A 14,047-nucleotide genomic window follows, 5' to 3' on the forward strand; every position below is an offset into this window, starting at 1 on the left:
CCTGGGGCCACCTGCGCCGCGCCCGGTTTTTATTGTCCTCTCAACAGGTGGTTCCTATGCTGCGCCCCGAATTTGCGGCTTCGGCGCGCTTGTTTGGCGCACGGCCGGGGCTGGTCTGGGAGTCGATGCCGGAGCCGTTCAGCGTGGCCTCGGCGTTTCATCTTCGAGCGGAGAGAGTTGAATGGCGCGACAAGTGCGTAGGGGGGGCGGCGCAGATGCTGCTGAACTTCCTCAGGATGGAGGCTGCGGGCGGCCTGTTGCTGCTGATCGCGGCGGCCGTTGCCGTTTTCATGCGGAATTCAGAGTTCTCCGGCCTTTACGATTTCCTCCAGAACTTTCCGCTCACGGTGGGGCTGGACAGCTACAGCCTCACCAAGCCGCTGGTGTTGTGGATCAACGACGGCCTCATGGCCATCTTCTTCCTGCTGGTTGGCATGGAGATCAAACGCGAGATTCTGGAAGGCCAGCTGTCCAGCCGCGATCAGGTGATCCTGCCGGTGGTGGCGGCCATCGCCGGCATGGTGGTTCCGGCCCTCATCTACGTGGCCTTCAACATGGATACGCCGGAGACGCTGCGCGGCTGGGCCATTCCGTCGGCCACCGACATTGCCTTTGCCATCTGCCTGTTCTCGCTGGTGGGCAAGCGCGCGCCCGTGTCGCTCAAGGTGCTGCTGACCGCCATCGCCGTCGTCGACGACATGGGGGCGATCGTCGTCATCGCCCTGTTCTATACCGCCCATCTCAGCCTCGGCTATCTGCTGGGGGCGGCGGTCTGCCTCGCCATTCTGATAGCGTTCAACCGGTCGGGCCAGATGCGGCTGTGGCCTTACTTGCTCGTCGGCGCGTTTCTGTGGTTCTTCATCTTCAAATCCGGGCTGCATGCCACCATCGCGGGCGTGCTGACCGCGCTCACCATTCCGCTGCAACCCCGGAGGGAAGATCAGGGATCACCGCTCAAGCGGCTGGAGCACGGCCTGCACCCGTGGGTCTCCTTCCTCATCCTGCCGCTGTTCGCCTTCACCAACGCGGGCGTTGACCTTGAGGGCCTGTCGCTGTCGCTGCTGCTGGAGCCGCTGCCGCTGGGCATTGCCGCGGGCCTGTTCATCGGCAAGCAGATCGGCATTTTCGGCAGTTGCTGGCTGATGATTAAAATGAAGTGGGCGCGCATGCCCTACGAGGCGACGTGGACGAGCCTCTACGGCATGGCGATCCTGTGCGGCATCGGCTTTACCATGAGCCTGTTCATCGGCGGCCTCGCCTTTACCACCCCGCTTTATATGAACGAGGTCCGGCTCGGCATCCTGACGGGCTCGATCATCTCCTCGCTCGTCGGCATCGCTGTTCTTGCCCTCGCCCCGCGCCGCCGGGAGCACACTGCCTGAACATGGGATCTTCGCCAGGGCGTCCTACCCGTTCGGGTGGGGCGCCCTGCGTTGAATTTGCTCGATTCATCCTGCTGCCTGGACAGAATTGCCGTACAACACGACAGAGCGAATATTCGTTGCTTGCAATGTTAACGCTTTCGTTAACAAAGCAGGTGTCTAATATTTCGCAGTATATTCCAGAGATAATCCCGGCCCGTTGAGTTTGGATGGGTCTCTGGCCGCAGGCAGGGAGTTTCGCCAGGGACTATGGCGAGGGATCGGCTGAGTACAAGTAGCTTGAGTGTCCGCCAGGCAACGCGGACAGCCCGTCATATGGTCCTGCTGGCCTTCCTCGGGTTGATGTTCGTGCTCGGTTTCCTGCTCACCGAGCGCGCCCTGTTCCACTACCGCTATCCCGCCATGCTCACCGACGCGCGTCAGGCCATCGACCTGACGTGGGAGATCGGGCTGCTCGACCGCAAGCTGGTGGCCGCAACCCAGATGGCCGCCGCCACCGGGTCCGAGGCCTGGTTCGGTGTTCACGACCAGCTGATGTCGCAGATGGACCCGCTGCCGCACGAGGTCATCAGGCGCCTGCCGCGCGAGGTGGACGGACGCCAGCTGGCGGTTGTCAGCCAGACGCGCCGCCAGATGGACGAGCAGGCGCTGGCGCTGGTGCGCGCCGGCGACCGCGATATGGCGCTGAAGCTGGTCAGCTCGCCTGAGTATCGGGGTATCAGCGATTCGCTGTGGCGGGAGCTGGCGACCCTGCGGTCCTCCGCGCGGGCCTATGTGGACCGGCGCATCCATGAGGCCCAGTTGCGCTCGTGGGGGGTGTTCCTCTGCATGGTCGTCGCCGGGTTCCTGTACTTTGCGCTCATCTGGCGCCGCCTCAACCTCGACATGGTGAAGTCGGAAGCCGCCTTCGCCCTGGCGGAGGCCCAGCTGGAGCGCCTCTCCAGCTTCGATCCGCTCACCGGCCTGCCCAACCGCCAGCGCCTCGTCGAGGAGGTGCAGCAGATGATGATTCGCGCCGAGCGATCGGGGCACCGCATCGCCGTGATCGCGCTCGACATCGACGGCTTCCGCGACCTCAACGACCAGTTCGGCCACGAGGTGGGCGATCAGGTGCTGCGCGAGGTGGGCCGGCGCATCGCCGCCTCCGTCCGCCAGGACGAGATCGCCGCGCGCCTGGGCGATGATGAGTTCGTCATCGTCATCGCCTGCCACAACACCCGCGACGCGCCGCTGCGCGTGGCCCGGCGCATCATCGACGCCGTCAGCGCGGCGCACGATCTGGTGGACGGCATCAGCGTGGACGTGGGGGCAACGGCCGGCGTTGCCCTGTGGCCGGATGATTCGGCCCTGCCTGACGAGCTGCTCCGCAAGGCGGACGTGGCTCTGGCCCGCGCCAAGGCGGAAAGCCGGGGCGAGGTGCGTTTCTTCCAGCCCATGATGGATGCGGACCTGCGCGAGCGCTCCCTGCTCCAGACCGAGCTGAAGCAGGGCATCCTGGAGGGGCAGATCGTTCCCTACTTCCAGCCGGTGGTGGATCTGGAAACCGGGTCTCCCCTCGGCTTCGAGGTGTTGGCCCGCTGGAACCACCCGACGCGCGGCGTCATCTCCCCGGTCAGCTTCATCTCGTTTGCCGAGGACAGCGGCCTCATCGGTGATCTCACCTTCGCCCTTGTCCGCTCTGCGCTGCTCGAGGCCCGCGACTGGCCGGGCGAGCCGACCATCGCGGTCAACATCTCGCAGAAGCAGCTCATCGATCCCCGGCTCGCGGGCAAGCTGCTGGGCGTGCTGGCGGAGGTGAACTTCCCGCCGCACCGCTTCGAGGTGGAGGTGACCGAGAATGCCCTGGCCTCGGACATTCGCATGGCCAAGTACATCCTCCACGGCCTCAAGAGCCGGGGCGTGCGGATTTCGCTCGATGACTTCGGCACCGGCTACTCTTGCCTCGGGCATCTGGCCCAGCTGCCGGTGGACAAGATCAAGATTGACCGCTCCTTCACCCGCACCATGCACGGGCAGGAGCAGAGCGCGACCATCGTCAAGTCCATCATCGGCCTCGGGCGCAGCCTGGGGCTGCCGGTCATCGCCGAGGGCATCGAGACAGCCTCCGACGCCCAGGCGCTGCTGGACATGGGCTGCACCACGGCGCAGGGCTACTTCTTCTCGCCGCCCGTGCCCGGCTCCGCCGCTGTCCGGCTGCTCGGCCGCAAGTTCAGCTACGGCGAGCAGGACCGGCGGGTCACCCTCGGCTGAGCCAGCGGGCTCGCCTTTTGCGTCAAAGCGGGATGGAGAGGGTGTTCTTCACCTCTTCCAGCACGGCATAGGTGCGCGTCTCACGCACGCCCGGCAGCCGCACCAGCGTGTCGCCGAGGAACTGCCGGTAGGCCTCCATATCCTTCACCCGCGCCTTGATGAGGTAATCGAAGCCGCCGGCCACCATGTGGCACTCCAGCACATCGGGCATCCGCCGCACGGCGGCGGCGAAGTCATCGAACAGGTCCGCCGTCGTCCGGTCGAGCAGGATCTCGACGAAGATCATCAGCGAACGGTCGAGCTTGTGCGGGTCGAGAATCGCCGTGTAGCCCTTGATGTAGCCCTGGTCCCGCAGGCGGCGCACCCGGTCGTGGCAGGCCGCCGGAGACAGGCTGTTTCGCTGCGCCAGCTCCTGATTCGTGATGCGTCCATTGGCCTGCAAGTCCCGCAGCAGGCGGCGGTCGATTTCGTCCATGATACCGTCCCTCGCCATCGTCGAAAGTTCTACGGCAAAGCCCTATTTCCGGCGATGAAAAATCGGTGCGATGGCCCAAAATTAAAAGCACATTTGATGTGTTTCAGACAATAACGACGATAGTTCAACTCTTGAATGAACCTAAAAAAATGAAGAACACCGCAGCATCCCTCGCCGCAATCAGGGCCCGCCTGCCGGACCTCTATCGCGCGCCGGAATCCGACGTGCTGGCCGGCCTCGTGCCCCAGGCGGCGCCCGCCGCCGAGGAGCGGCAGGCCGTGCTGGAGAAGGGACGCGAGCTGATCGCGCATGTGCGCGCCCAGAAGCATGGCGGCATGATCGACAGCTTCCTGCACGAATACCGCCTCAACACGGCGGAGGGCCTGGCGCTGCTCACGCTCGCCGAGGCGTACCTGCGCGTGCCGGACGTGCCGACCGCCGATGCCCTCATCCGCGACAAGCTGACCTCCGCCGACTGGGAGGCCCACAAGGGCAAGGCCAGTTCGGTGCTGGTCAACAGCGCGACCCTTGGCCTCGTCATCACCAAGGCGCTGGTGAAGAACGACGAGACTGCGGGCGTTCTCAAGAAGCTCATCGCCCGCATGGGCGAACCGTTCATCCGCATCGGCGTGGGGGCGGCCATGCGCGTGATGGGCGAGCAGTTCGTGATGGGCCGCACCATCGAGGAGGCGCTCACCCGCGCCGCCAAGCCGGGCTACAAGCTGTTCCGCTACTCCTTCGACATGCTGGGCGAGGCCGCCCGCACCGCCGAGGACGCCGAGCGCTACTTCAAGGCCTATACGGATGCGATTCGTGCCGTCGGCGCCGATGCGGCGAGCGAGCCTGACTTCTGGGAGCGCAACACCGTCTCGGTGAAGCTGTCGGCCCTGCACCCGCGCTATGAGGTGGCGCAAGCCGACCGCTGCGTGCCCGAACTGGTCGACAAGATGGTCCGCCTGTGCATCGAGGCGCGGGAAGCCGGCATCGGCCTCACCGTCGATGCGGAGGAGGCGGACCGGCTGGAGATGTCGCTCGACATCATGGAGGCCATTGCCCGCGCGCCCGAGCTGAAGGGCTGGGACGGCCTTGGCATGGCGGTGCAGGCCTACCAGAAGCGCGCCCTTGCCGTGATCGACTGGGCCGATGCGCTCGCCGAGGATACGCAGCGCAAGCTGACCGTGCGTCTGGTGAAGGGCGCCTACTGGGATGCCGAGATCAAGCGCGCGCAGGAGCAGGGGCTTTCCGGCTATCCGGTCTACACCCGCAAGGTGGCAACGGATGTCAGCTACCTCGCCTGCGCCAAGGCGATGCTGCAGAAGAAGCACCTCTATCCGGCCTTTGCCAGCCACAACGCCCACACCGTGGCCACCATCCTCACCTGGGCGGGCGCGCGGCGCGATTTCGAGCTGCAGCGCCTGCACGGCATGGGCAACGGCATGCACGACCTGCTGGTGGAACGGCAGGGCTACCACTGCCGCGTCTACGCGCCGGTGGGCGGCCACAGCGACCTGCTGGCCTATCTGGTCCGCCGCCTGCTTGAGAACGGCGCCAACTCCAGCTTCGTGCACCAGCTTGCCGACCCGATGGTCGCGGCGGACGATCTTCTCCGGGATCCTGCCTCCACCGTCGAAGGGCTCAACCGTACGCCGCACCCGGCGATTGCGCTGCCCCTCAACATCTACGGGGACGAGCGCCGTAATTCAGAAGGAATCGACATGTCTGACGAGGCCATCAACGCCGCGTTGCTCGAGGAAATGCAGAAGGTTTGGGCGAAAACCCACACGGCGGCGCCGGTTATCGGCGGCCAGGTGGTCGCGGGCGCGGCGAAGCCGGTGATCGACCCGGCGGATCGCACCCGCACCGTCGGTTCGGTGGTCGAGGCGACGCCGCAGGACGTGGCCCGCGCCATCGGCATCGCGCAGGCGGCGGCCAAGTCGTGGAGTCAAAGTGATGTTGCGTTGCGTGCCCAGTGCCTCGAGCGCCTGGGCGATCTTCTAGAGCGCGACCGCGCGGTGCTGATGGCGCTGGCCGTGCGCGAGGCGGGCAAGAGCATCCCCGATGCGCTGGCCGAGGTGCGCGAGGCGGTTGATTTCTGCCGCTACTACGCCGTCCAGGCCCGCAAGCTGTTCCAGGACATGCCGCTGCCCGGCCCCACCGGCGAGAGCAATGTGCTGCGCCTGACCGGCCGGGGCGTGTTCGCCTGCATCGCGCCGTGGAACTTCCCGCTGGCGATCTTCCTCGGCCAGATCACGGCCGCGCTGGTGGCGGGCAATGCCGTCGTCGCCAAGCCCGCGCCGCAAACGCCGCTCATCGCCGCCCATGCCACCCGCCTCATTCTGGAAGCGGGCGTGCCCGCAGAGGTGTTCCACCTGCTGCCCGGCGGGCCGGACGTGGGCTCGGCCATGACGGGCGATCCGCGCGTGATGGGCGTTGCCTTCACCGGCTCCACCGGAACCGCCAAGCGCATCGCCCGCACGCTCCTGGAGGATGACACCCGGCCCATCGTGCCGTTCATCGCCGAGACCGGCGGCCTCAACGCCATGATCGTCGACTCGACCGCCCTGCCGGAGCAGGTGGTGCGCGATGTCATCATCTCGGCGTTCCAGAGCGCCGGTCAGCGCTGCTCCGCCGCGCGCCTCCTGTGCGTGCAGGAAGACGTGGCCCCGCGCATTCTCGATATGCTGCGCGGCGCGATGTGCGAGCTGCGGCTGGGCGATCCGGGCGAGCTGTCCACCGACATCGGCCCGGTTATCGACGAGGCTGCACGCGCCAAGATCGAGGACCATCTGGCGCGCAACGCAGACCGCATCCTGTTCCGGCTGGATGTGCCGGCGGAGCTGAACGGCCACTTCGTCGGCCCGGCCATCGTGCGGCTCGACCAACCGGAAGACCTCAAGCAGGAGATCTTCGGCCCGGTGCTGCACGTCGCCACCTGGAAGGCAGGCGAGCTGGCCCAGCTGGTCGAGCGCATCAACGCCTCCGGCTATGGCCTTACCATGGGCCTGCACAGCCGCATGGGCGAGGCCGCCAAGACGGTGGCCGCCACGGCCCACGTGGGCAACCTCTACGTCAACCGCTCCATGATCGGCGCGGTCGTTGGCGTGCAGCCGTTCGGCGGCGAGGGCCTGTCCGGCACCGGTCCCAAGGCGGGCGGCCCGCACTACCTGCTGCGCTTCGCGGCGGAGCGCGCCGTCTCCATCGACACCACCTCGGCCGGCGGCAACACCTCGCTGCTGGCCCTGGCGGATGATCTGGCGGTCTGAGGCTGAGGGAGCTTCAAGGGGGGGCATAACCCCTCTTGGGGAAAACAAATCTCGCACGCGCGCCCGCCTTTTAAGAGGCAGGGATGCGCCAGCGGTTTGGGGCACAGGATCAATCCCCTCACGATCCTGTGCCCCAATGGTGGGAGCCGGAACACCCTCCTTTGTCCGGCTCCCACCCCATGCATGGCTTTCGAACGTTCAAGAAAAACTGCTTTGTCTCGGGTCGAACCCATGGGGCATTAACGTTGCGTGCCCTTGCGCTGATTTTTCCGCGCGATCCATGAGTTCAGGAAGCCATGTCCGAGACATCCGCCGCCGCAACTTCCGTCATCGCATCCGCCGCGCCGTCGATCGCGCGCCAGTCTTCGGGGCTGACCGAGCATCTGCGCCGGCTGGAAGCCGAGTCCATCGCCATCATTCGGGAAGTGGCCGCCGAGTTCGACAACCCGGTGATGCTCTATTCCATCGGCAAGGATTCGGGCGTGATGCTGCATCTCGCCCGCAAGGCCTTCTTCCCGTCGCGCCCGCCGTTTCCGCTCTTGCATGTGGATACGGGCTGGAAGTTCCGCGACATGATTACCCACCGCGATACGGTCGGCACGCAGTACGGCATGGAGCTGCTGGTTCACCAGAATGAGGACGGCGTGCGCCGGGGCATCAACCCGATCGCGTCCGGCTCGTCGCTGCACACGCAGGTGATGAAGACCGAGGCGCTGAAGCAGGCGCTCGATAAATACGGCTTCGATGCGGCCTTCGGTGGCGCGCGCCGCGATGAGGAGAAGTCCCGCGCCAAGGAGCGCGTGTTCTCCTTCCGCTCGGCGGGCCACGTGTGGGACCCGCGCAACCAGCGCCCCGAACTCTGGCAGCTTTACAATACGAAAATCCGGCAGGGCGAGACCATCCGCGTCTTCCCGCTCTCCAACTGGACCGAGCTGGACATCTGGGAATACACCCGCGCCGAGAACATTCCGGTGGTGCCGCTGTACTTCGCCGCGCCCCGCCCGGTGGTGAAGCGCAATGGCATGCTCATCATGCGCGACGACGAGCGGCTGCCGCTGCTCCCCGGCGAGACGGAAGAGATCCGCATGGTGCGCTTCCGCTCGCTCGGCTGCTATCCGCTGAGCGCGGCGGTGGAATCCGAAGCCGCCACGCTTGATGACATCATCGCCGAGATGCGCGCCTCGCGCACCTCCGAGCGTCAGGGCCGCCTCATCGACAGCGATGAAGCCGCCTCCATGGAAAAGAAGAAGCGCGAGGGTTATTTCTGATGCGCCCCGATCAGCACTCCATTCCCCACGGCGACGCTGAGGCCAAGAGCCTGCTGCGGTTTCTCACCTGCGGCTCGGTGGACGACGGCAAGTCCACCCTCATCGGCCGCCTGCTTTACGACACCAAGCTGATCTTCGAAGACCAGCTGGCCGCCCTTGAGCGCGACTCGAAAAAGCACGGCACCGTGGGCGAGGGCGATATCGACTTCGCGCTGCTGGTGGATGGCCTCGAGGCCGAGCGCGAGCAGGGCATCACCATCGATGTGGCCTACCGCTTCTTCACCACCCCGCACCGCTCGTTCATCGTGGCGGACACGCCGGGTCACGAGCAGTACACCCGCAACATGGCGACCGGCGCGTCCAATTCGGATGCCGCCGTCATCCTCGTCGACGCGCGCAAAGGCGTGCTGACGCAAACCCGCCGCCACAGTTTTATCTGTTCGCTGCTGGGCATCCGCCACGTCGTCGTCGCCATCAACAAGATCGATCTCGTCGGCTTCTCGCAGGAGACGTTCGACAAGATCGTCGCCGAATACCGCGAGTTCGCAGAGCAGCTCGGCTTCGAGAGCATCACGCCGATTCCGCTCTCCGCCCGCTTCGGCGACAACGTGACGACCCGTTCCGACAACATGCCCTGGTATGAGGGGCCGAGCCTCATCGAGTGGCTGGAATCGGTCGATGTGGAAGCCGGCCTCGCCGAGAAGCCGTTCCGCTTCTACGTCCAGTGGGTCAACCGCCCGAACCTCGACTTCCGCGGCTTCTCCGGCACCATTTCCTCGGGCCGGGTGAAGGTGGGGGACCGGGTGGTCGTGGCGGCGTCGGCCAAGGAATCGATCGTTGCCCGCATCGTCACCGCCGACGGCGACCTGGATGAAGCCGTGGCGGGGGACGCCGTCACCATCACGCTTCAGGACGAAATCGACATCGCCCGGGGCGACGTGCTGGCGCTTGCCCAGTCCCGCCCGGAAGTAACCGACCAGTTCGCTGCCCACATCCTGTGGATGGGCGAGGAAGCCCTGCTGCCCGAGCGGCAATACCTCATGCGGATCGGCACCCGGTATGTCCCCGCCCGCGTAACCGAGCTGAAGCACAAGGTTTGCGTCAACACCCTCCAGCATCTGGCGGGCAAGACGCTGGAGCTGAACGGCATCGGCTTCTGCAACGTGGCGACCGCGGCGCCCATTGCCATCGACCCCTATGCCGAGAACCGCGAGACCGGCGCGTTCATTCTCATCGACCGCTTCACCAACGCGACCGTCGGTGCGGGGCTCATCAGCTTCGGCTTGCGCCGCGCCACCAACATCCACAAGCAGGATCTGGCGGTGGACCGCGAGGCGCGCGCCCGCATCAAGGGCCATGGCGCTGGCGTGCTGTGGTTCACCGGGCTTTCGGGGGCGGGCAAGTCCACCATCGCCAACATCGTTGAGCAGAAGCTGAACGCGCGCGGCATCCACACCTACCTGCTGGATGGCGACAACGTGCGCCACGGCCTCAACGGCGACCTCGGCTTTACGGATGCCGACCGGGTGGAGAACATTCGCCGCGTGGGCGAGGTGGCCAAGCTGTTCGTGGACGCAGGCCTGGTGGTGCTGTGCAGCTTCATCTCGCCGTTCAAGGCCGAGCGGCAGATGGTGCGCGAGCGCGTGGGCGAGGGCGAATTCCTCGAAATCCATGTGGATACGCCGCTTGAGGAGTGCATGAAACGCGACCCCAAGGGTCTCTACGCCAAGGCCAAGGCCGGGCAGATCAAGAACTTCACCGGCATCGACAGCCCCTATGAAGCGCCGGACTCTGCCGAGGTGGTCGTGCGGCCGACGGACGGCGGGCCGGAAACCGCGGCCGAGCGGATCGTTCAGGATCTGGAGGCGCGCGGCATCATCTAGCGTGAGAGTGGCATGACGGCAGGAAGCGGCGAGAGCATCACACCGGGCTTAGAGACGCCCGAGGCTCGCCGTGCCTTGCTGGATGCGCTCATCAAACCTGTCCGCGAGGCGGCCGACGCCATCGAGGCCGTCCGCGAGGAGGGCATCACCACCCGCCAGAAGGCGGACAAATCCCCCGTCACCGCCGCTGATGAAGCCGCCGAGGAGATCATCGAGGCGGCCCTCAAAACGCTCACGCCCGACATTCCCATCATCGGGGAGGAAGCCTTCTCCGCCGGGCTTGCGCCCTCCGATATCGGCGGCACCTTCTGGCTCATCGACCCGGTGGACGGCACCAAGGAATTCGTGCGCGGCGGCAAGGATTACACCGTCAACGTCGGCCTCATCGTTGATTACGAAGCCGTGCTCGGCGTCGTCATGTCCCCGCGCGAGGGCACGCTCTGGGCCGGTGGCCTTGGGCTGGGCGCATTCCGGCTGGACCGGCAGAACCGGCGCGAGCCCGTCTCCACCCGCAGGCTCGGCAACCGCCCGCTCATCGTGCTCGCCAGCTACCGCCACCGCGACGTGCAAACCAAACGCTATCTCGAAACCCTGCCCGAAGCCAAGGTCACCGGGCGCGGCAGCAGCATCAAGTTCGCCATGCTCGCCGACGGCAAGGCCGACCTCTACCCCCGCTGGTACGCCTGCTCCGAATGGGACACCGCCGCCGGACACGGCCTCCTCGTGGGCGCAGGCGGCGCAGTTTTCGACGCCGCCACCGGCGAACCCCTCCGCTACGCCAAACCCGGCTTCGAGAACATCCCCTTCATCGCCGTCGGCGACGCCGAGGCGGCGTTGGCAAGGCAGCTCATGCCGTGGCAGCGGTGAGGTGGGGAAGTAAGCCTGACGGCTTTTTGATTGCAGGGGGTTTTCAAAACCCCCTGCACCCCCGGTCATGATCGGGCCGTGCGTGGGATGGCGGGTGCGGCCCTCTGAACTTTGTTAAAGGGGCCGTGCTTCAGGAGCGCACAGGAAACGCGACCGTAAGAATGAATGGGAGGCGCAGAAGGGATGAATCCCTCCTGCAAAGAATCAAATCCCACATGCCAAGGAAAGGGACGGCGCTGCCGCCGTCCCTTGTCTGGATGCCGTCAGGCGGTTTTTCTGCGCCGCAGGCTGGCGGCGCCGATGAGGCCGAGCCCTACGAGAGCAAGGGCGGCGGGTTCCGGCACGACACGCGGATGCTCGCCGTTGATGGTGAGCGACCAGGTCAGGATGTTGTTGCCGATGAACGTGTACTGTGCCCTCAACGTATAGGTGTCGAGGTGTCCTTCATGGTCCAGGGCGCGGATGTTCTCGAAGTCCTGCCCTATGGCGTTGGCGACGATGCGAGGATTGTTCGGCGTTTCGAATGTGACGTTGAAACTCAGGATTGCGCCGTTTTCCTCGCCGGCGTGCGGGTCGAAGTTGTGAAACACGGTGCCGGAGATCACCACGAAGTCCGCCGCGGGCATCATGTCGCCGCTGCGATCTTCCTTGATGACGGAAAAGGTGATCGGCCAGTTGCCGCCGGGGGCCGGGTTGGGCGTGACGTTTGTGGCATCGGCGTCATCGACGACTTCGCCGCCGTTGAGCGTGAAGGTCAGATCGAAGGGGCCGTCGGTGATGTCTCCGCTGACGCCGGTCGGCAAACCGCCGACAGGGATGGCGAAGGCCTGCGGGGCAGTCAGAAACGCAAAGGCCGAAACAGCAATCGAGGCGATGCCTTTTCTCATTTGCAATTCTCCGTGTTGTTTGGGGCGCAAGCCGCCGCTGGCGCGAACGGCATTCGCGCTTTCGTTGTGACAACCGATGGATGTTGCTGAACAACCGCTACACGGTTGACGCGACGGAGTGTCGGTATGGGCGGCCGGGCTACCGGACACACGGAACATGGCGGTTGACGCAAGATGCGTGCCGATAGGCCAAGGTGAGCCATATCAGGCGATTAGCTGAAAGAACCTAGTAATTATATGTTAGAAACGTAAACCGCACCGACGCGCGACCGGCACTGCAACTATAGCGTGGCAGTGCCAAGGGTCCCCCTTTCAGCCCTCACCCCGCCACCAGTCCCATCACGCCGCCGTGGGCCTTGATGGTTTTCATGCCGATGGTGGTGGAGAAGCGTTTGACGCCGGGAAGCAGGCAGAGCTCCTGCCGGAGGAGCTGGTCGAGGTCGGGCATGGTGCGGGCGCGCACTTCGAGCACGTAGTCGGCGTCGCCCGCCGTGGCGTAGCAGGCGAGCACGGCGGGGTGGCGTTTCACGGCGGCCTCGAAGGCGTCGTGCCGCTCGAACGCCACTTCCACCTGCACGAAGGCGTGGATTTCCAGCCCCACCGCCTGCGGGTTGATGAGCGCGCGGTAGCCCTCGATCACTCCTGCACTCTCCAGCGCTTGCACCCGCTTCCATGCCGGGGTTTTGGAAAGCCCCACCGCCTCGCCGAGCTGGGCGAAGGACTGGCGGGCGTCCCGCTCCAGTTCGGTCAGCAGGGCGCGGTCGATGCGGTCGAGCGGCACGTTCGTTCTCCATAAACGTGTTTATTAGGAACAATGTCCTGCAATTCCGCGCGAAGCGCAATCGGTTGGGGACAATGTTTCCGCCCGCCCCGGCTATCATGAGCGTTCAGAACAACGCTGTAAGACGTGGGGAGGGCAGGTCGATGGACCGCGAGCAGTTCTATACGCTGATGCAAAGCGACGAGTCGCTGGATTACGAGGCCTACCTCAACTGCGCCCGGCTGCTCAGCTGCCAGAAGCCGTTCGACCAGCTCGCCAACCGTGATGAGCTTCAGTTCCAGATTGTCCATCAGGTGGAGGAGCTGTGGATGAAGCTGGCGGCCTACACGCTCCTTGAAATCGACGAACAGCTGGCCGAGCGCCAGAGCTTCCGTGTGCTTACCCTGTTCGAGCGGGTGAACCGGGTGATCGACCTGATGACGCAGCAGCTGGGGCTCTTGGAGACCATGTCCCCCAAGGATTACCAGACCATCCGGCTGCAGCTGGGCAACGGCAGCGGGCAGGAAAGCCCTGGCTTTCGCGTGCTGCTGCGGATGGCCCCGCACCTGTGGCGCACCTTCAAGACGCATTATCTGGAAGCCCAAGGCCGCACGGTCGAGAGCGTCTATGATAGCCAGTACGCCCACGATGAAACCTATGCCGTGGCAGAAGCGCTGGCGGAATTCGACGAGCGCTTCCAGAAGTTTCGCGCCTACCACATTCTCCTCATCCACCGCTCCATCGGCATGGGCTCGGCCTCGCTGAAGGGCCGCCCGGTCGAGCTGCTGGAAGCGGGCGCGCGCCACCAGTTCTTCCCCGAGCTGTGGGCCATCCGCGCCCAGATGACCGACCGCTGGGGCGCAGCCTATGGCCGCGTGCGCGACAGCATCGCTCAGCCCCGCACCGGCGTCTGCCCCATGGGCCACGGCAGGACGGACGCGGCCTGACGCCCGTCTTCCTTCTGGTCAACCATCGCCGCGCCGGATCGTTCTTGCTCCACAGGGGCAAGGAG

Annotated in this window: 10 protein-coding genes; 7 read left to right on the forward strand and 3 right to left on the reverse strand. The window is 65.5% G+C overall.

Annotated features, from left to right (window positions below):
- Nucleotides 1-56: 56 nt before the first annotated feature.
- Both nhaA and L0C21_RS02860 read left to right on the forward strand, forming a co-directional pair.
- Nucleotides 57-1,382: a Na+/H+ antiporter NhaA gene (gene nhaA / locus L0C21_RS02855; RefSeq protein ID WP_310593347.1), complete on the forward strand. Its 1,326-nt coding sequence runs from the start codon at nt 57-59 to the stop codon at nt 1,380-1,382.
- 315 nt (nt 1,383-1,697) lie between these two features.
- A complete protein-coding gene (locus L0C21_RS02860) occupies nt 1,698-3,632 on the forward strand; it encodes a putative bifunctional diguanylate cyclase/phosphodiesterase (RefSeq protein ID WP_259276926.1) in 1,935 nt (644 codons plus the stop codon).
- Between the two features lie 22 nt (nt 3,633-3,654).
- On the opposite strand, the gene L0C21_RS02865 is transcribed toward L0C21_RS02860, so the two are convergent.
- On the reverse strand, nt 3,655-4,107 hold the full coding sequence (locus tag L0C21_RS02865; protein ID WP_259276927.1) for an Lrp/AsnC ligand binding domain-containing protein: 453 nt from the start codon (nt 4,105-4,107) through the stop codon (nt 3,655-3,657).
- Nucleotides 4,108-4,256: 149 nt separating this feature from the next.
- Between L0C21_RS02865 and putA the strand changes: the two genes are divergently transcribed.
- The 4 genes from putA to cysQ all read left to right on the forward strand — a co-directional run bounded on the left by putA (nt 4,257) and on the right by cysQ (nt 11,388).
- Nucleotides 4,257-7,370: a bifunctional proline dehydrogenase/L-glutamate gamma-semialdehyde dehydrogenase PutA gene (putA, locus tag L0C21_RS02870; RefSeq protein ID WP_259276928.1), complete on the forward strand. Its 3,114-nt coding sequence runs from the start codon at nt 4,257-4,259 to the stop codon at nt 7,368-7,370.
- Between the two features lie 296 nt (nt 7,371-7,666).
- Nucleotides 7,667-8,638 carry a sulfate adenylyltransferase subunit CysD gene (gene cysD, locus L0C21_RS02875; protein WP_259276929.1) on the forward strand — a complete coding sequence of 324 codons (972 nt, stop codon included), beginning with the start codon at nt 7,667-7,669 and terminating at the stop codon, nt 8,636-8,638.
- The gene (cysN, locus tag L0C21_RS02880) at nt 8,638-10,521 is read left to right on the forward strand and encodes a sulfate adenylyltransferase subunit CysN (protein WP_259276930.1); all 1,884 of its coding nucleotides are present in this window, start codon (nt 8,638-8,640) and stop codon (nt 10,519-10,521) included. The genes cysD and cysN overlap by 1 nt, the downstream gene beginning before the upstream one ends.
- A 12-nt stretch (nt 10,522-10,533) precedes the next feature.
- Entirely contained in the window at nt 10,534-11,388 is an 855-nt protein-coding gene (gene cysQ, locus L0C21_RS02885) for a 3'(2'),5'-bisphosphate nucleotidase CysQ (RefSeq protein WP_259276931.1), read from the forward strand.
- A 263-nt stretch (nt 11,389-11,651) separates the two neighbouring features.
- Here cysQ and L0C21_RS02890 read toward each other — a convergent pair whose 3' ends face one another.
- Nucleotides 11,652-12,275, reverse strand: coding sequence for a PEP-CTERM sorting domain-containing protein (locus tag L0C21_RS02890; RefSeq protein WP_259276932.1), 624 nt, complete (start codon nt 12,273-12,275; stop codon nt 11,652-11,654).
- Nucleotides 12,276-12,594: 319 nt separating this feature from the next.
- Nucleotides 12,595-13,056, reverse strand: a complete 462-nt coding sequence (locus L0C21_RS02895) for an Lrp/AsnC family transcriptional regulator (protein ID WP_259276933.1) — start codon at nt 13,054-13,056, stop codon at nt 12,595-12,597.
- 143 nt (nt 13,057-13,199) lie between these two features.
- Between L0C21_RS02895 and L0C21_RS02900 the strand changes: the two genes are divergently transcribed.
- Nucleotides 13,200-13,982, forward strand: coding sequence for a tryptophan 2,3-dioxygenase family protein (locus L0C21_RS02900; RefSeq protein ID WP_259276934.1), 783 nt, complete (start codon nt 13,200-13,202; stop codon nt 13,980-13,982).
- Nucleotides 13,983-14,047: the final 65 nt, after the last annotated feature.

Source organism: Pedomonas mirosovicensis, from assembly GCF_022569295.1.
In the GTDB taxonomy this organism is placed as follows: Bacteria; Pseudomonadota; Alphaproteobacteria; order Sphingomonadales; family Sphingomonadaceae; genus Pedomonas; species Pedomonas mirosovicensis.